This is a genomic window from Paraburkholderia sp. CHISQ3, assembly GCF_030464945.1.
Lineage (GTDB): Bacteria > Pseudomonadota > Gammaproteobacteria > Burkholderiales > Burkholderiaceae > Paraburkholderia > Paraburkholderia megapolitana.
In genome coordinates, this window is the sequence record NZ_JALPRG010000010.1 from 287157 (window position 1) to 302562 (window position 15406).

The 15406-nt window shown below is 62.1% G+C and carries 18 protein-coding genes and 1 tRNA gene; 11 read left to right on the forward strand and 8 right to left on the reverse strand.

The window, feature by feature from the left end; genetic code table 11:
* Window positions 1-34: 34 nt before the first annotated feature.
* The 4 genes from ssuD to M0D65_RS23860 all read left to right on the forward strand — a co-directional run bounded on the left by ssuD (window position 35) and on the right by M0D65_RS23860 (window position 3333).
* Complete coding sequence (gene ssuD / locus M0D65_RS23845; protein ID WP_266254837.1) at window positions 35-1192, forward strand: FMNH2-dependent alkanesulfonate monooxygenase; 1158 nt, start codon at window positions 35-37, stop codon at window positions 1190-1192.
* A 46-nt stretch (window positions 1193-1238) separates the two neighbouring features.
* On the forward strand, window positions 1239-2054 hold the full coding sequence (ssuC, locus tag M0D65_RS23850; protein ID WP_266254838.1) for an aliphatic sulfonate ABC transporter permease SsuC: 816 nt from the start codon (window positions 1239-1241) through the stop codon (window positions 2052-2054).
* Window positions 2051-3022 carry an ATP-binding cassette domain-containing protein gene (locus M0D65_RS23855; RefSeq protein WP_266254839.1) on the forward strand — a complete coding sequence of 324 codons (972 nt, stop codon included), beginning with the start codon at window positions 2051-2053 and terminating at the stop codon, window positions 3020-3022. The genes ssuC and M0D65_RS23855 overlap by 4 nt, the downstream gene beginning before the upstream one ends.
* A 95-nt stretch (window positions 3023-3117) precedes the next feature.
* A complete protein-coding gene (locus tag M0D65_RS23860; RefSeq protein WP_091016309.1) occupies window positions 3118-3333 on the forward strand; it encodes a molybdopterin-binding protein in 216 nt (71 codons plus the stop codon).
* A 144-nt stretch (window positions 3334-3477) separates the two neighbouring features.
* Here M0D65_RS23860 and M0D65_RS23865 read toward each other — a convergent pair whose 3' ends face one another.
* Complete coding sequence (locus tag M0D65_RS23865; protein ID WP_091016310.1) at window positions 3478-3756, reverse strand: hypothetical protein; 279 nt, start codon at window positions 3754-3756, stop codon at window positions 3478-3480.
* A gap of 264 nt (window positions 3757-4020) precedes the next feature.
* Here M0D65_RS23865 and dusA point away from each other — a divergent pair, with 264 nt between their 5' ends.
* The 3 genes from dusA (at window position 4021) to M0D65_RS23880 (ending at window position 6065) form a co-directional block, all read left to right on the forward strand.
* Window positions 4021-5022 (forward strand): tRNA dihydrouridine(20/20a) synthase DusA, encoded by a 1002-nt coding sequence (gene dusA / locus M0D65_RS23870; protein ID WP_266254840.1) that lies wholly within the window; start codon window positions 4021-4023, stop codon window positions 5020-5022.
* An 89-nt stretch (window positions 5023-5111) separates the two neighbouring features.
* Window positions 5112-5187 (forward strand) — tRNA-His (locus M0D65_RS23875).
* Window positions 5188-5498: 311 nt separating this feature from the next.
* Entirely contained in the window at window positions 5499-6065 is a 567-nt protein-coding gene (locus tag M0D65_RS23880; RefSeq protein ID WP_266254841.1) for a hypothetical protein, read from the forward strand.
* 18 nt (window positions 6066-6083) lie between these two features.
* Here M0D65_RS23880 and M0D65_RS23885 read toward each other — a convergent pair whose 3' ends face one another.
* Both M0D65_RS23885 and M0D65_RS23890 read right to left on the reverse strand, forming a co-directional pair.
* Complete coding sequence (locus M0D65_RS23885) at window positions 6084-6296, reverse strand: DUF3820 family protein (protein ID WP_091016874.1); 213 nt, start codon at window positions 6294-6296, stop codon at window positions 6084-6086.
* 40 nt (window positions 6297-6336) lie between these two features.
* On the reverse strand, window positions 6337-7767 hold the full coding sequence (locus M0D65_RS23890) for an MFS transporter (protein ID WP_266254842.1): 1431 nt from the start codon (window positions 7765-7767) through the stop codon (window positions 6337-6339).
* A 149-nt stretch (window positions 7768-7916) separates the two neighbouring features.
* On the opposite strand from M0D65_RS23890, the gene M0D65_RS23895 reads away from it, so the two are divergent.
* Together M0D65_RS23895 and M0D65_RS23900 are read left to right on the forward strand one after the other, a co-directional pair.
* Complete coding sequence (locus tag M0D65_RS23895; RefSeq protein ID WP_266254843.1) at window positions 7917-8969, forward strand: NADP(H)-dependent aldo-keto reductase; 1053 nt, start codon at window positions 7917-7919, stop codon at window positions 8967-8969.
* 285 nt (window positions 8970-9254) lie between these two features.
* Window positions 9255-9677, forward strand: a complete 423-nt coding sequence (locus M0D65_RS23900) for a hypothetical protein (RefSeq protein ID WP_091016323.1) — start codon at window positions 9255-9257, stop codon at window positions 9675-9677.
* Window positions 9678-9711: 34 nt separating this feature from the next.
* Here M0D65_RS23900 and M0D65_RS23905 read toward each other — a convergent pair whose 3' ends face one another.
* Together M0D65_RS23905 and nodI are read right to left on the reverse strand one after the other, a co-directional pair.
* The gene (locus tag M0D65_RS23905) at window positions 9712-10539 is read right to left on the reverse strand and encodes an ABC transporter permease (protein WP_266254844.1); all 828 of its coding nucleotides are present in this window, start codon (window positions 10537-10539) and stop codon (window positions 9712-9714) included.
* Between the two features lie 93 nt (window positions 10540-10632).
* Window positions 10633-11547: a nodulation factor ABC transporter ATP-binding protein NodI gene (gene nodI, locus M0D65_RS23910; protein WP_266254845.1), complete on the reverse strand. Its 915-nt coding sequence runs from the start codon at window positions 11545-11547 to the stop codon at window positions 10633-10635.
* Window positions 11548-11824: 277 nt separating this feature from the next.
* On the opposite strand from nodI, the gene M0D65_RS23915 reads away from it, so the two are divergent.
* A complete protein-coding gene (locus tag M0D65_RS23915) occupies window positions 11825-12292 on the forward strand; it encodes a universal stress protein (protein WP_091016877.1) in 468 nt (155 codons plus the stop codon).
* 40 nt (window positions 12293-12332) lie between these two features.
* On the opposite strand, the gene M0D65_RS23920 is transcribed toward M0D65_RS23915, so the two are convergent.
* The 3 genes from M0D65_RS23920 to lexA are packed head-to-tail and all read right to left on the reverse strand — an operon-like array spanning window position 12333 to window position 14005.
* Entirely contained in the window at window positions 12333-12977 is a 645-nt protein-coding gene (locus M0D65_RS23920; RefSeq protein ID WP_266254846.1) for a DUF2939 domain-containing protein, read from the reverse strand.
* 17 nt (window positions 12978-12994) lie between these two features.
* Window positions 12995-13333: a hypothetical protein gene (locus M0D65_RS23925; RefSeq protein ID WP_091016332.1), complete on the reverse strand. Its 339-nt coding sequence runs from the start codon at window positions 13331-13333 to the stop codon at window positions 12995-12997.
* A gap of 21 nt (window positions 13334-13354) precedes the next feature.
* Window positions 13355-14005 (reverse strand): transcriptional repressor LexA, encoded by a 651-nt coding sequence (lexA, locus tag M0D65_RS23930; protein ID WP_091016334.1) that lies wholly within the window; start codon window positions 14003-14005, stop codon window positions 13355-13357.
* A gap of 299 nt (window positions 14006-14304) precedes the next feature.
* Here lexA and M0D65_RS23935 point away from each other — a divergent pair, with 299 nt between their 5' ends.
* On the forward strand, window positions 14305-15345 hold the full coding sequence (locus tag M0D65_RS23935; protein WP_266254847.1) for a sulfate ABC transporter substrate-binding protein: 1041 nt from the start codon (window positions 14305-14307) through the stop codon (window positions 15343-15345).
* The last annotated feature ends 61 nt before the right edge of the window (window positions 15346-15406 follow it).

Below are 15406 nucleotides of genomic sequence, written 5' to 3' on the forward strand. Positions count from 1 at the left end.
GATCCATCCAGTCTCGAACAAGCAGGAGCAGCAAATGAATGTGTTCTGGTTCATCCCGACCCACGGTGACAGCCGCTATCTCGGCACATCGCAGGGCGCGCGTGCAGCCGACTACGACTACTTCCAGCAGATCGCCGTCGCTGCCGACACGCTCGGCTACGAGGGCGTGCTGCTGCCCACGGGCCGCTCGTGCGAAGACGCCTGGGTGGTCGCGTCGAGCCTGATCCCGGTCACGCGGCGTCTGAAGTTTCTCGTCGCGATCCGGCCGGGCATTGCATCGCCGGGATTGTCCGCGCGCATGGCCTCGACGTTCGATCGTCTCTCGGGCGGGCGCCTGCTGATCAACGTGGTGACGGGCGGCGACCAGGCCGAACTGGAAGGCGACGGACTATTCGCCGATCACGACACGCGCTACAAGATCACCGACGATTTCCTGCACATCTGGCGCAATCTGCTCGCCGCGTCGCACACCAACGAAGCGATCGACTACGACGGCGAAACGCTGCAGTCGAAGGGCGGCAAGGTGTTGTATCCGCCGGTCCAGCATCCGCATCCGCCGCTGTGGTTCGGTGGCTCGTCGCCGGCGGCGCACGAGATGGCAGGACAGCACATCGATACGTATCTGACGTGGGGCGAGCCGCCCGAAGCGGTGGCGAAGAAGATCGCCGACATTCGCGCACGCGCGGCGGCGCACGGTCGGCAGATCAAGTTCGGCATTCGCCTGCACGTCATCGTGCGCGACACCGAAGAGGAAGCATGGGCCGCCGCCGACAAGCTGATCAGCAAGCTCGACGATGAAACGATCACGCGCGCGCAGGCTTCGTTTGCGAAGATGGATTCGGAAGGGCAGCGCCGCATGGCTGCGCTGCACGGCGGCAAGCGCGGCGGTCGCGAACAGCTTGAGGTGTATCCGAACCTGTGGGCGGGCGTGGGGCTCGTGCGCGGTGGCGCGGGCACGGCGCTCGTCGGCAATCCGGAGCAGGTCGCTGCGCTCATGAAAGAGTACGCGGACCTCGGTATCGACACCTTCATCCTGTCCGGCTATCCGCATCTCGAAGAGTCGTACCGTTTCGCCGAACTCGTGTTTCCGCTGCTGCCGAACCGCAAGCGTGCAAGCGCGAGCGGTCCGCTGTCGGGGCCGTTTGGCGAGATCGTCGGCAACAACTATCTGCCGAAGACCAGCGCGAGCTGAGTCTTATATAGCGCTCACACGCTGACGAATCGAGGAGCAGCCAGTTATGGCCAAGTCCAACGTGAACCCAACGAAACGAGGCGTGCTGCGCCGACTGGCCGAGCATGCGGCGCCGTGGATCGCACCGCTTGCCATCCTGCTGGCATGGGAATTTGCCGCGCGCAGCGGCGTGCTGTCCACGCGCGTACTGCCGGAACCGATCGCGGTCGTGAAGGCCGCGTGGTCGCTGATCCAGTCGGGCGAAATGTGGGCCGACGTGAAGGTCAGTACCTGGCGCGCAGTGTCGGGTTTTGCGATCGGCGGCAGCATCGGTCTCGTGCTTGGGCTCGCGACCGGTCTGTTCAAACCCGCCGAGGTCGCGCTCGATTCGACCGTGCAGATGATCCGCAACATCCCCGCGCTCGCGATGATTCCGCTCGTGATCCTCTGGTTCGGTATCGAAGAACAGGCGAAGGTGTTTCTGGTCGCGCTCGGCGTGTTTTTCCCGATCTACGTGAATACGTTTCATGGCATCCGCTCGGTCGATACGAACCTGATCGAGATGGCGCGCAGCTATGGCGTGAAGGGACTCGCGCTGTATCGTCACGTGGTCTTGCCGGGCGCATTGCCGTCGATACTCGTCGGTGTGCGTTTCGCGTTCGGCCTGATGTGGGTCACGCTGATCGTGGCCGAAACGATCTCCGCGCAATCGGGCATCGGCTATATGACGATGAACGCACGCGAATTCCTGCAGACCGACGTCGTGGTGGTCGGCATCCTGCTGTATGCCGGGCTCGGCAAGCTCGCGGACATGCTTGCGAAGACGCTCGAGCGCGTCACGCTGCGCTGGCATCCCGCGTATCAACGAGGAGCGAAGACATGAGCGCGACTACATGGGCGTCGTCGTGGGGTGGGATTGCGGGTAGCGATCTCGAGGCCGAAGTGGCGCAGCCGCGCGCGCACGATAACGATGCGAGTGAGGCTTCTGCGCCACACGCGCATCGCTATGAGCCTGGCCCACATACGCCGCTCACTCGCGATGGTGCGCCGCCGGCCGATCACGCAGTCGAATTGCGCGGCGTCGGCAAGCGCTACGGCGAACGTACGGTGCTCGAGAACTTCGATCTGTCGATCGAGCGCGGCAGCTTCGTTGCGATTGTCGGGCGCAGCGGCTGCGGCAAGTCGACACTGCTGCGCCTGATTGCCGAACTCGAAGCGACCAGCGCGGGCGTGCTCGAGAAGCGCGCGGAAGACGGTGCACCGCTCGACACGCGGATCATGTTTCAGGACGCGCGGTTGCTGCCCTGGAAAACCGTTCTGCAGAACGTGATGCTTGGGCTCGGCAAGGGAGCCCGCGACGCGGCGCGCGCCGTGCTCGCGGAAGTTGGTCTCGAGGCGCGTGCGGACGACTGGCCGGCGCAACTCTCCGGTGGCCAGCGGCAACGCGTTGCGCTGGCGCGGGCACTTGTTCATCGGCCGCAACTGCTGTTGCTCGACGAACCGCTTGGTGCGCTCGATGCGCTGACGCGCATCGAAATGCATGCGCTGATCGAACGGCTGTGGCACGAACATCGTTTTACCGCGCTACTCGTCACGCACGACGTGCACGAAGCCGTGGCGCTCGGCGACCGGATTCTGCTGATCGAAGAAGGGCGCATCGCGCTCGATCAGCCGGTGCCACTCGAGCGTCCGCGGGCGCGGGCGTCTTCTGGTTTTGCGGCGCTTGAGGAGCATGTGCTGCAACGGGTACTGAAAACGACCGTGCATGACGACGCGCTGCCTTACCACGCATACGACGCACGCCGTACGGACCGCATCGCGCGCCCAACCGAGGTTCGTTGGGCCGTCTGATGCGCGGTCTTATGGCGTTGCTTGTGCGTTGTCACAAGATGGCAGGGGACGCCTCGTTCACCTGACCTTTTATCGATCCACTGGAGTCACACGCTATGAGCATTTCCGCAATCAACGTACGCAATCAGTTCAAGGGCAAGGTCAAGGAGATCATCCGCGGTCCGGTGGTGTCCGAGGTGGACGTCGATACGCCGTTTGGCGTCGTCACGTCGGTGATCACGACGCGCTCGGTCGACGAACTCGAACTCAAGGTCGGTGCGGAAGTGGTCGCGCTGGTCAAATCGACGGAGGTGTCGATCGCGCGGCTTTGATGTCGCTGTCGGGCGCCGTCTGGCGCTCGCCATGTACCACAAACGATAAAGCCCGGTGTTCGTCATGAACACCGGGCTTTATCGTTAATACCCTGTGGCTAACCAGTCACCGTCGACCGGTCATTTGCGTACTGCCTGTGCAAATTAATGGCCGAAGAACACTGCGCCCGGGCCGCTTTGCTTGACGTACGCGCCACGCGTACCGGCTTGCGACGACGTGTCGCTGACACCGCCGTACGAGCCCGCGACGCCGCTTTGCTGTTGTTCAGCAGCGACCGTTTGTGCGCTCTGGCCTTGTTGCGAAGCCGGTGCGCCAACTGCCGGGCGATAGAACGGTGCCGGGCCGTAGCCGCTGGCGAAAGCAGGAGCGGCGAATGCAGCGGAAGCGGCGATCAGTGCAGCAGCGATAAGTTTGGTCTTCATGATGTGACTCCAATCAGGTTTCGTTCGGGATGGCGCTGCGACTAAGTTTTGTTTCCGGTTGCAGCGTCGATGGGGCTAAGTGTATTCCCTTACTATCAAAAATCTATGCCGATTATCTGAAATTACTTTTCTCTAAAACGGAATAATGGTGGGGGGTCGGATCGGTGGGGCTTGGTGGTGTGGGTTGGTGGGGAAATCGGGGCCGGGGGCGGCTTGCGGTAAAATCGCGTTTTGACTCACCCCCCGCCCCGCCCGGCAGTCCCTATGTCTCCAGTTCTACCCGCCAGTCCTCGTCGCGTCTCGGTAGCCCCGATGATGGACTGGACCGACCGCCACTGCCGCTCGTTCCACCGCGCGCTGTCGCGCCATACGTGGCTTTACACGGAGATGGTGACGACCGGCGCGCTGATCCACGGCGATGTCGCGCGCCATCTCGCGTTTACCGCCGACGAGGCCCCCGTCGCACTCCAGCTCGGCGGCAGCGAACCGGACGACCTCGCGCGTTCAGCGAAGCTCGGCGAGCAGTGGGGTTACGACGAGATCAATCTGAACTGCGGCTGCCCGTCGGAGCGCGTGCAGCGCGGCGCGTTCGGCGCATGTCTGATGAATGAGCCGACGCTCGTTGCGGACTGCGTGAAGGCCATGCGCGATGTCGTGTCGGTACCGGTCACGGTCAAACATCGAATCGGCGTCGACGCCGTCGAAGACTACAGCTTCGTGCGCGACTTCGTCGGCACGATTGCGGAAGCCGGGTGCGATGTATTCATCGTCCACGCGCGCAACGCGATTCTCAAAGGATTGAGCCCGAAGGAGAATCGCGAGATTCCGCCGCTCAAATACGACTACGCGTATCAGTTGAAGCGCGATTTTCCGCATCTGGAGATCATTCTCAACGGTGGTGTGAAGACGCTCGACGAAGTGGACGCGCATTTGCAGCACGTCGACGGCGTGATGCTCGGACGCGAGGCGTATCACAACCCGTACGTGCTCGCGGATGTCGACGCGCGTTTTTACGGCGCATCGAGCGAGGTGCTGACGCGCGAGCAGGCCGAAGCAAAGCTGATCGAGTACTGCGCGAAAGAAGTGGCGCGCGGCACGCCTCTTGGTTCGATCACGCGCCATGCGCTCGGTCTTTATCGCGGCGTGGCCGGCGCACGCGGATGGCGAAGAGTGCTGTCCGACAACAAAAAGCTGGCCACCGGCGATCTCGCGATTTTCGACGAAGCGCGGCAGTATTTGCGCGAGTCCGCGGAAATGTGTGAATAAAGGGCTAGGCAAACGCGAATCATGTTTGTATAATCTCGCTTCTTGATCGGTGAGCCAGTTCTTGGCGAGCCAGACAGATGTTTCCAGTGGTGGCTGTAGCTCAGTTGGTAGAGTCCAGGATTGTGATTCCTGTCGTCGTGGGTTCGAGTCCCATCAGCCACCCCATCTAGCCTTTCCGAATCGATCCCCTTCAGCGTCCATTCGTTTCCGCATAGCGGCGCGGTGCTTCGTCTCGTTTGATGTTTTCCGCTTTCGTCAATCGTGGCGTTGTTGAGGCGCGTCCATCTTCATGCGAATCCCGCGTTGAATTGAAATGTCAGAACGAGCGTGATTCGCGTCGTGCCACGTGCGGATTGCGGCGATCCGTTACGCGCAAGAGCCCATGATAGGATCAAAAAAAACCGGTCGAGAGCGCGATGAACACGAACGAACGCCGAATTCCAAAAGAAACAAGCGTCCTGCAGAGGCGCGACGCGATGATCGCGTTGGCCGGCTTCGCGCTTGGGTTGGTCCTCGCGGCAGCACTGACACACATGCCCGGCGATTCCGCCGCATGGGCTGCCTGGATTCAGGCGTTTGGTTCGATCGCGGCGATCATCGGTTCTTTTGCGGTGGTCCGGTATCAGTTGAAGCAGGAGCGCGCACGCGCTCGCGAAGAGGCGGCGGATCGGGATCAACGCAAAAAGAACGGCATCCTTGAACTCTGCGATCTGGCACAGGAGCAGGCAGACGCGGCGGCCGCGGGTTTTCAGGGGCATGTCGTCGACGAACTGCTTTTGCTCGGTTCCTACAACGAACGCTTCTTCAACGAAACGTTGCACGCACTCAATTCCCTCAACCTGTATCAGTTCGGTTTTCCCGAAGCGGTTTCGGATCTGATTCGCTTGAAGCTGGCGTACGGTGCGATCGGGCGGGCGATCAGCGCGTCGCGTTTCGGTGACGGCAGCGAGCAGATGACCGACGAGGCCCTGTGCCTCGATATACAGGCGAGCCAGCGTCTGGTCGTCGAACACATCCAGGCTTTGCGTAAGATACTCGGTTAGGCGAGGCCACACAAAACTTCAACGCTTGCGCAACGGCTCCAGCAAGCTCTTCAATCCGTTGTGATCGATCTCATGCATCAGCGCGATCAGCCGCCCGATTTCCCCGGGCGGGAAGCCCTGGCTCGCGAACCAGTTGAGATAGTGTCCCGGCAGATCCGCGATGACGCGTCCCTTGTACTTGCCGTAGGGCATCACGCGCGTGACGAGCAGTTCGAGGTGTTCGGAATTCATCGTGCGTCCGGATGAAGATGGCGCGGTCGTGCGGTGTGTGTCATGCGCTGCGTCCACCGTGACCGCTCACATGCGCGCCGGCATTGCGATCGAGTGTGAACACATCGACGATCGCCACGATGCCGACCGCGGCGACTAGCAGGAACGCGATGCTGAAGTCTGCCGGCGTGACGGATTGTGTGCCGTGCCCATGCAGCCAGGCCGCGACGCGCAGCGCGATCGCGCCGAGCGCAACCCCCATGCCCATCGTCATCTGACTGAGTGTGCTCGATAACGTCGAGGCGTCGCTCATCTGCGGTTTCGGCACGTCGGCGAAGCTCAACGTGTTGATTGCGGTGAACTGCAGCGACCGCGCGAGCCCACTCACGAACAGCACGATCACGATCCAGACATACGGCGTAGTGGGCGTAAGCAGGCTCATCGCAGCAAGCGACAGCGCAGCGAACGCACCGTTCACGAGCAGCACCGACCGGAAGCCGAAGCGGCGCATCACCGGCGTGGTGACGACTTTCATCGCGAGATTGCCGGCGAAGACTGCGAGCGTCAGCAGCCCGGAGCGGAATGCGTCCATGCCGAAACCGACCTGGAACATCAGCGGCAACAGGAAGGGGACCGCGCTGATCGATATGCGAAACAGCAGGCCGCCGCTCATTGCTACCGCAAAAGTCTTCACGCGAAACGCGGTCAGATCTATAACCGGGTGCGCGGTACGTCGTAAATGAAACAGCGCGGCCGCACCGGTCAGCGCTCCAACAAGCAGGAAGGCGAACGTTTCGAGCCACCCCGCGTCTGTGCGCCCGGTCAATTCCATCGCGTACATCACGGCCGTGCCGGCGATACCGCACAACGCAAAACCAATACCATCGAAGGGACGTTTTTCCGGATCTCTCGCCGTATCGAGAAAGCGCCACGCGAGCACGATACCGATCAGTCCGAGCGGCAGATTCAGATAAAAGATCCAGCGCCACGACGCATGTGTCGTAATGAGCCCACCAAGCGGCGGCCCGATGACCGGTGCGACGAGGCCAGGCCACGTGATGATCGAGATCGCGCGCATCAGGTTGTCTTTAGAGGTCGCGCGCAATACCGCGAGCCGCCCAACGGGCACCATCATCGCGCCGCCGATCCCCTGGACGATCCGCGCCGCCGTGAACGGGACCAACCCATCGGTCATCCCGCAGACTACCGATGCCGCCGTGAACACCGCGATCGCGGTCGTGAACACGGCACGCACGCCGAACCGGTCCGCCACCCAGCCGCTGGCCGGAATGAAGACCGCGAGCGTCAGCAGGTACGAGGTGATGCCGATGCTCAGCTCGACCGGCTGCACGCCAAACGAGCGGGCCATCTGCGGCAGCGCCGTGGCGATGATCGTACCGTCGAGGTTCTCCATGAAGAACGCAGCGGCGACCAGCGTCACGATCAGCGAAGAACCGCTGGGGCGGGCTGCAACGGATGGCGAACCTGACATCGGGATGACACTCCGGAAACGGCATTGCATCGAAACGAAGGCACAGGCAAGGCAGCCGTGCCGAGCGACATTCTAGCGGCGCTGCACGTGTCGTGCTGCCATGTTAATTTCGACGTTTTCCGATTGACTCAATCAACAGGGACCGTTCGATGGAATACCGCAGACTTGGCAATACCGATGTACAGGTCAGTCTGATCGGCCTCGGCACGATGACGTGGGGCGAACAGAACACCGAACAGGACGCGCACGCGCAGATCGATTACGCGCTGGCCCAGGGCGTCACGCTGATCGACGCGGCCGAGATGTACCCGGTACCGCCGCGGCCGGAAACGCAGGGCTTGACCGAGCGCTTCATCGGCACATGGATCGCGCAGCACCGCAGCGCACGCGACAAGATCGTGCTCGCCACCAAGATCGCCGGGCCCGCGCGCCAGCCGCATAACCCGCGGCACATCCGTGGCGAAGGCAACCAGTTCGATCGCAAGAATCTGACCGAGGCGCTGAACGACAGTCTCAAGCGCCTGCAGACCGATTACGTCGACCTGTACCAGCTGCATTGGCCCGATCGCAGCACGATGACCTTCGGCCGCAGTGCATACCCGTGGATCGACGATGCCTACACAGTACCGATCGAGGAAACGCTGTCGGTGCTGGCCGAGTTCGTGAAGGCCGGCAAGGTGCGGCATATCGGTGTATCGAACGAAACGCCGTGGGGTGTCGCGCAGTTTCTGCGCGCTGCAGAGACGGCCGGTCTGCCGCGCATCGCTACGATCCAGAATCCCTATAGTCTGCTGAATCGCACGTTCGAAAGCGGTTTGTCGGAGTTCAGTCATCGCGAGCACGTCGGTTTGCTCGCGTATTCGCCGCTGGCGTTCGGCTGGCTGTCGGGCAAATACGAGGGCGGTGCGCGGCCGGCCGGTGCGCGCATCACGCTGTTCGAGCGCTTCCAGCGCTACAGCAAGCCGCACGCGGTGCAGGCCACCACGCGTTACGTTGAACTGGCGCGGCGTCATGGGCTGTCGCCGGCGCAGTTTGCGCTGGCGTTCATCAACAGCCGGCCGTTCGTGACGAGCAACCTGATCGGTGCCACCTCGCTCGAGCAGTTGAAGGAAAACATCGCGAGTATCGACGTGAAGCTCTCGCCCGAGATCCTCGCGGAAATCGACGCGTTGCACGAGTTGCAACCGAATCCGGCACCGTAGTCGCGCTTATACGGCATGGGGGCGGCGCGCGGGAACTCACGCCGCCTGCGGGATTTTCCGGTGCGCGTCACCAGCAAATCTCCATGGGCGATCGCTGATTCACGACCTAAACTGATGAAGGCGGTAGCGCACAGGCAGCCACGGCCTGGACACAACGCGGCTGCCTGCAGCGGCCATGGTCCGCACCGATGGTACGATTCACCCCGCGAAACGTATCACCGGGCCGTGCCTCGCGCCGGGCTGCGTTTCGCCGCTGCCAAATAGCCACAGGACTCAGGACATCGAATGGCCCAACAAAAAACGAATCCGAAACTCGAACAGGCGCTGACGCGCGGCGATCTTGCAATCCGCCAGGCGAACTCGGCGCGGGCCACCGCGCTACTACGCGCATTGGGCAAGATGATCGTCGAAGCATCGGCGACGATCGGCGTTGAAGCGTTCACGCTGATACAGGATGGCGATCGCATTTACGATCCGGCCGACGGCCTCTGGCCGCAGGCACTGCTGATTTCGCTCGACGGTCCGGTCGAAGAGAGCGACCCCGAGGAACTGCGCACGATCCGCCTGATCGCCGACGATCCGTCGACCGTGTTTCGCGTCGAGTGGCAACGGGCGGACGGGAAGCTTGGCCGCCAGGACGGCGGACCCTTCGCGACAGTCGCGTTCATTTCCGACGTCGACATTCCCTGGACCGACGACGAAGACTGACCTGCTGCACGCCGGTGCTGCGCGTGGCTAGCGGTTAGCGCATCATGCGCCGTTTGAACAGCATCGCCGAGATGCAGAACGGCACGACGACATAGCCGACCAGCACGGCAACGTGCAGCGCTGCGTGCCCGACCGGCCGGTCGAGCATCGCAGGCCGGATCAGTTCGACTGCATGCGAGAGCGGCAGCAACTGTGTGACCAGTCGCGCAGCAGCCGGCAATTGTTCGACCGGAAAGAACACGCCGGAGAGCAGCAGCATCGGCGTGAGCACGAGCGTCTGATAGAACATGAAAAAATCGTACGACGGCGCGAGTGCCGTCACGATCATCGCGACGCTCGCGAACGCCATACCTGCCAGCACGATGACCGGCAACGCGAAGAGCATCGACGGAAAGCTCGCATAGCCGAGCGCGCCGGCCACCAGCATGATCGCGACACCCGACAGCACGGACTTGCTGCCCGCCCAGATCACTTCCCCAAGCACGATATCGCCGAGCGTGAGCGGCGTATGCATGATCGCCTCCCAGGTGCGCTGCACGTGCATGCGCGAGAAGCCCGAGTACATCGATTCGAAGCTCGCCGACATCATCACGCTCGATGCCACTGTGCCCGCCGCGAGAAACGCGATGTACGACACGCCGTCGACATGCCCGACCATCATCCCGAGGCCGAAGCCGAGGCCAAACAGATAGATCATCGGATCGGCGAGGTTGCCGAACATCGACGCGAGCGCGAGCTTGCGCCAGACCAGATAGTTGCGGCGCCAGACGGCAACCCAGTTCACGGTGTTGGCGGGTAGTGCGGCGAAACGTTCGCTGGTGGACATCGTTTTGCTCGCGGTGTCGAGGCTTCGTGCATCCATGGTGCGGTGTTGTTCCGGTGTCGGTTGCGGTTGTCGTGCGGGCGGGGCGCGTGCATCCGCTTGTTGTTGTGCTTGCGGTTGTTAGGGGTGCGCTCAATCCTGCATTTCGCGGCCGGTCAGCCGCAGGAATACGTCTTCGAGATTCGCGGGCCGGTGCAGATAGCGCAGGTCGGTACGCTGCTTGAGCTTCGCGTGAACCGGTTGCGGATCGTCGACATAGCAGAACAGCGTCTCGCCGCTGATCTCGGTCCGCACTGCGAGTGGCGCGAGTTCGTCGCGCAGCGCGAGCGGCTCGGGACCGTAGACCTCGATCACGTCGCAACCGATCTCCGATGCGATCAACTCGGCCGGCGCACCTTCGGCGATCTTGCGTCCTTCTTCGATCACGCAGAGCCGGTTGCAGAGCCGCTCGGCTTCTTCCATGAAATGGGTGGTCAGCAGGATCGTCTTGCCGCGTGCGAGCAGCGAGCGCAGCCGTTCCCAGATCAGATGACGCGCCTGCGGGTCGAGACCTGTGGTCGGTTCGTCCATGATCAGCACATCGGGATCGTTGACGAGTGCGCGTGCCAGCGTCAGCCGCCGGCGCATGCCACCGGATAGCTCGCTGACGCGCGCGTGAGCCTTGCTTTCGAGCCGCGCGAATTCGAGTAGCGACGGTACCAGGGCGCGCGTCTCTGCGGCGCTCAGGCCGAAGTAGCGGCCAAACACCATCAGGTTTTCGCTGACGGTGAAGTCGGGGTCGAGATTATCGAACTGCGGCACGACGCCAACACGCATACGCGCAAAGCGTGCGCGTTCGGGGATCGCTTCGCCGCACAGGCGGATCGTGCCCGCATCGGGCGACGCGATACCGAGCAGCATGCGTAGCGTGGTCGTTTTGCCGGCACCGTTCGGCCCAAGCAGACCGAAACATTCGCCAGCCTGCACATGAAACGACAGGCCATCGACGACGATCTTGTCGCCGTAGCGTTTTTCAACCTGCTGAAACTCGATTGCGGCATCTGACATGGACGACGAGGGCTCCGGGAACAAAAAACTGCAGCGGAAACGAAACGGCGAACGCGCTGTCTGCGCGCGATGCAGGCCATGCGTAAGCCACGGGTGCCTATTCTAGGGTATCGATGCATTCGTCGTAGCTGCTTTGGTGCTGTTTCGCATCGTTTTGCACCGCCGCATGCCCCATTGCAGGGCCTCGAATACCTGGCGTTTTCCATCCCTTGCAACCTGAATTGCGGTGCACCATGATTGAATCGAATGCCGCGATAGGCGCGGAAGGGAGATGACGATGGCGAGCTACCGAAAGATTCTGTTGTGCTACGACGGCTCGCGTGAAGGCCGCAAGGCGTTGCGTTGCGGCGCGGACCTGGCACTGGACCTGAAAGCTGAAACGCATTTGCTGTCGGTTGTTGATATGCGCTCGAGCATCGCGCAAAGCGCAGGGTTGCTAACCGATGTTGCGTGCGGCAGCTTCGAGAAAACCGCGCGCGACATTCTTCAGGAAGGCGTCGACTGGCTGACCGAGCGCGGTGTGAACGCGCAAGGGCACTTTGCGTTCGGCCATCCTATCGACGAGATCGCGAATCTCGCGAACCAGTTGCAGGTCGATCTGCTCGTAGTGGGACATCGATGCCGTACTGGCCTGTCGCGTTGGTGGATGGGTGCGGGTAACACGCCGCTGCTAGACCGCGTGTCGTGCAGCATCCTGGTGGCGTGTTCATCGGTGCAAGAGCAGCAACAACAAGAGGCTGCCTGAATCTCGGAGGCAATGCATGCAGACGGCACTAGCGTTCGAACTAGCGTCCGTTCAGATCGACGGCGGATAGCTTCCACGAAAACAGACCGTCGCGATGCAGAATGGCTGAGTAACGTGTATCGCCTACGCCGTGCCGATACGTGATGACGAATTCATTCAGCCCGCGATAGCCGGCAGTGGTTTGCGGCGGCTGCGGGGGCTGTGTTGAAGGCGGTGTCGTACCACCGGGCGCCGGCGCAACGTCGGTTGCCGGGCTCGCCGCAGTTTGAGACGGCGCAGGGGGCCGCTCGCCGGGTTCACCGCGCGGCGGTATACCGTTCAGCAACGCGGCAACGCCATCCGGTGTTGCATACGCATCGACCAGCGGACCAATCAATGCCACACCGATCATCGCGCCCAATGCGGCGAGTGGATTGCCGTTGCTCTTCGCATCGAGCCGTTGCGCGAGCAGGGCAGTGACCTGCTGTTTCAGGCTTTCGCGCAACGCGGGGAAATCGACGTATTGGTCGACGGTTGCCGCATCGCGTGCGTCGGCGGCGCGCTTCAACCGGTCGAGCGTCATATAAGGCGACGCGTAGCTGAACCCCAGGATCGCGACGATCGCAATCACGATCACGACGATAACCAGTGGTTTGCGGATGCTGCCTTGCTGCGATCCGCGTCTACCGTTGACTGTCCCTGCCATTGCCTGCCGTTCTCCGTTTATTCGAACAGCGCACCCTGAATGCCGGCACGTTCTTCGGCGATCGCACGATCAATCATCCGGCATACGGCATCCATCGTACCGACCATGATGAGTCGCTTCGACCCATGGTACACGCGCACCGGAGCACGACGCGCCGGTTCGACGTTGAGACCCGCATTCAGCGACACGCGAGCGAATGCCGGCAACGACGACGGCAGGATGGACGAGCTAGTGGGAGCTTCATCGAACAGCGATGGCGCACCGTCTGCTTCGAGCGGGGCACACGGGACGACACCGCGCAAATGGCGCAGACGTCCGAACTGGCGGAAAGGCAGCAGGCGGGCAAGGCGTTCCATGAATCTCTCCAGACGACAGGTTCAGAATTCGGTAGGCCGGATCAGCCCTACCGCGATGCCTTCGAGCGCGAAGTCGTCGCTCCCGGCTTCGACAAAGATGTTTTCGTAGTCGGGGTTCTCGGCGATCAGCTCAATGCCGTTCGGTCGCCGCTTCAGACGCTTCACCGTCACGTCGTCGCCAAGCCGCGCGATGATGATCTGGCCGTCTTTCGCCTCGCTTTTTTTCTGCACCGCGAGCAGATCGCCGTCGAAGATACCGGCGTCGCGCATCGACAGCCCGCGCACCTTGAGCAGGTAGTCCGGCTTGCTCGAAAAGAGCGCCGGGTCGCAGGCGTAGTGCTGGGAGATATGTTCCTGGGCGAGGATCGGGCTACCTGCCGCGACGCGGCCGACCAGCGGCAGCGACAGTTGCATCAGGCTCGCATGTGGCAGCGTGAACTGATGCGGTGCGTCGTCGAGGTTGCGTACCAGACGGATACCGCGCGACGCGCCCGCCGCCAGTTCGATCACGCCTTTGCGTGCAAGCGCCCGCAGGTGCTCTTCTGCGGAATTGGCCGAGCTGAAGCCCAGCTCGGCGGCGATCTCCGCCCGCGTGGGTGGGAAGCCGGTGCGCTCGATTGCGCGCTGGATCAGTTCGAAAACCTGTTGCTGTCGTGCGGTGAGTTTGGTCATAGCGCCACTGTATGGATAGACAGGTGACTGTATTTTTATACAGTATTCGGCACATATCAAGCGTTACTTTAAGTTCGTCCTCTAGAGGGGCCGCTGCAGCACCGCAATTGGCTGCCAAAACACCCATTTGCATGCCGCAACGCCGCGCCCAGCCGCCATTACCACTTTTGAGTATTAAAGAATGAGGAAACATTATTTTTAATGATGTAAGCCGTTCGATAGACTGGCCTCGACCTGATCGTCATCAGGCGCACAACAACATACATAGCCAGCACAACCACACCGCACGGAGAAACTGGATGGTCTATCGCATTACGGGGTTTGCAGACAGGACGAAACATCTCGTTGCCGCACTGGCGCTGGGCGCCGCGGCAGCAGTCGGCATCGTGTCGCACGCACAGGCGGCGGATACGACGCTGCTGAACGTGTCGTACGACCCGACACGCGAGCTGTATCAGGACATCAACCAGGCATTCGGCAAGCAGTGGAAGGCGCAGACCGGCGAAACGATTACCTTCAAGCAGTCGCACGGCGGCTCGGGCGCACAGGCGCGCTCGGTGCTGGACGGCTTGCAGGCGGACGTCGTGACGCTCGCGCTGGCCTACGACATCGACGCGCTCGCGAACAAGGGCCTGCTCGACAAGAACTGGCAGAAGCGTCTGCCCGACAACGCGTCGCCCTACACGTCGACGATCGTGTTTCTTGTCCGTAAGGGCAACCCGAAGCAGATCAAGGACTGGAACGACCTGACGAAGCCGGGCGTATCGATCGTCACGCCGAACCCGAAGACCTCGGGCGGCGCGCGCTGGAACTATCTCGCTGCGTGGGCCTATGCACTGCATCAGCCGGGCGGCAACGAGCAGACAGCCAAGGAATTCGTCTCGAAGCTCTATAAGAATGCGGGCGTGCTCGACTCGGGTGCGCGCGGTGCGACGACGAGCTTCGTGCAACGCGGGATCGGCGATGTGCTGATCGCATGGGAAAACGAAGCGTTCCTGTCGCTGAAGGAATTCGGTCCGGACAAGTTTGAGATTGTCGTGCCGTCGGTGAGCATTCTGGCTGAGCCGCCGGTTGCCGTGGTCGACAAGGTCGTCGAGAAGCATGGCACGCGCAAGCTTGCCGAGGCCTACCTGAACTTCCTGTATAGCCAGGAAGGTCAGGAGATCGCTGCAAAGAACTTCTACCGTCCGCGTTCGAATAAGGTGCCGGCCGCGCTGACCGACAAGTTTCCGAAGCTGAAGCTGTACACGGTCGACGATACGTTCGGCGGCTGGACGAACGCACAGAAGACGCATTTTGCCGACGGTGGCGTGTTCGATTCGATCTACGCGCCGCAGTGAAGTGCAAGCCGTCAGATCGTAGAGCATAAAGACAGGCAGACCGCGGAGAACCGGCAGCAGC

Coding starts and splice junctions, on each gene's coding strand:
- ssuD (WP_266254837.1), top strand. CDS start 35: ATGAATGTGTTCTGGTTCATCCCGACCCACGGTGACAGCCGCTATCTC.
- ssuC (WP_266254838.1), top strand. CDS start 1,239: ATGGCCAAGTCCAACGTGAACCCAACGAAACGAGGCGTGCTGCGCCGA.
- M0D65_RS23855 (WP_266254839.1), top strand. CDS start 2,051: ATGAGCGCGACTACATGGGCGTCGTCGTGGGGTGGGATTGCGGGTAGC.
- M0D65_RS23860 (WP_091016309.1), top strand. CDS start 3,118: ATGAGCATTTCCGCAATCAACGTACGCAATCAGTTCAAGGGCAAGGTC.
- M0D65_RS23865 (WP_091016310.1), bottom strand. CDS start 3,756: ATGAAGACCAAACTTATCGCTGCTGCACTGATCGCCGCTTCCGCTGCA.
- dusA (WP_266254840.1), top strand. CDS start 4,021: ATGTCTCCAGTTCTACCCGCCAGTCCTCGTCGCGTCTCGGTAGCCCCG.
- M0D65_RS23880 (WP_266254841.1), top strand. CDS start 5,499: ATGATCGCGTTGGCCGGCTTCGCGCTTGGGTTGGTCCTCGCGGCAGCA.
- M0D65_RS23885 (WP_091016874.1), bottom strand. CDS start 6,296: ATGAATTCCGAACACCTCGAACTGCTCGTCACGCGCGTGATGCCCTAC.
- M0D65_RS23890 (WP_266254842.1), bottom strand. CDS start 7,767: ATGTCAGGTTCGCCATCCGTTGCAGCCCGCCCCAGCGGTTCTTCGCTG.
- M0D65_RS23895 (WP_266254843.1), top strand. CDS start 7,917: ATGGAATACCGCAGACTTGGCAATACCGATGTACAGGTCAGTCTGATC.
- M0D65_RS23900 (WP_091016323.1), top strand. CDS start 9,255: ATGGCCCAACAAAAAACGAATCCGAAACTCGAACAGGCGCTGACGCGC.
- M0D65_RS23905 (WP_266254844.1), bottom strand. CDS start 10,539: ATGGATGCACGAAGCCTCGACACCGCGAGCAAAACGATGTCCACCAGC.
- nodI (WP_266254845.1), bottom strand. CDS start 11,547: ATGTCAGATGCCGCAATCGAGTTTCAGCAGGTTGAAAAACGCTACGGC.
- M0D65_RS23915 (WP_091016877.1), top strand. CDS start 11,825: ATGGCGAGCTACCGAAAGATTCTGTTGTGCTACGACGGCTCGCGTGAA.
- M0D65_RS23920 (WP_266254846.1), bottom strand. CDS start 12,977: ATGGCAGGGACAGTCAACGGTAGACGCGGATCGCAGCAAGGCAGCATC.
- M0D65_RS23925 (WP_091016332.1), bottom strand. CDS start 13,333: ATGGAACGCCTTGCCCGCCTGCTGCCTTTCCGCCAGTTCGGACGTCTG.
- lexA (WP_091016334.1), bottom strand. CDS start 14,005: ATGACCAAACTCACCGCACGACAGCAACAGGTTTTCGAACTGATCCAG.
- M0D65_RS23935 (WP_266254847.1), top strand. CDS start 14,305: ATGGTCTATCGCATTACGGGGTTTGCAGACAGGACGAAACATCTCGTT.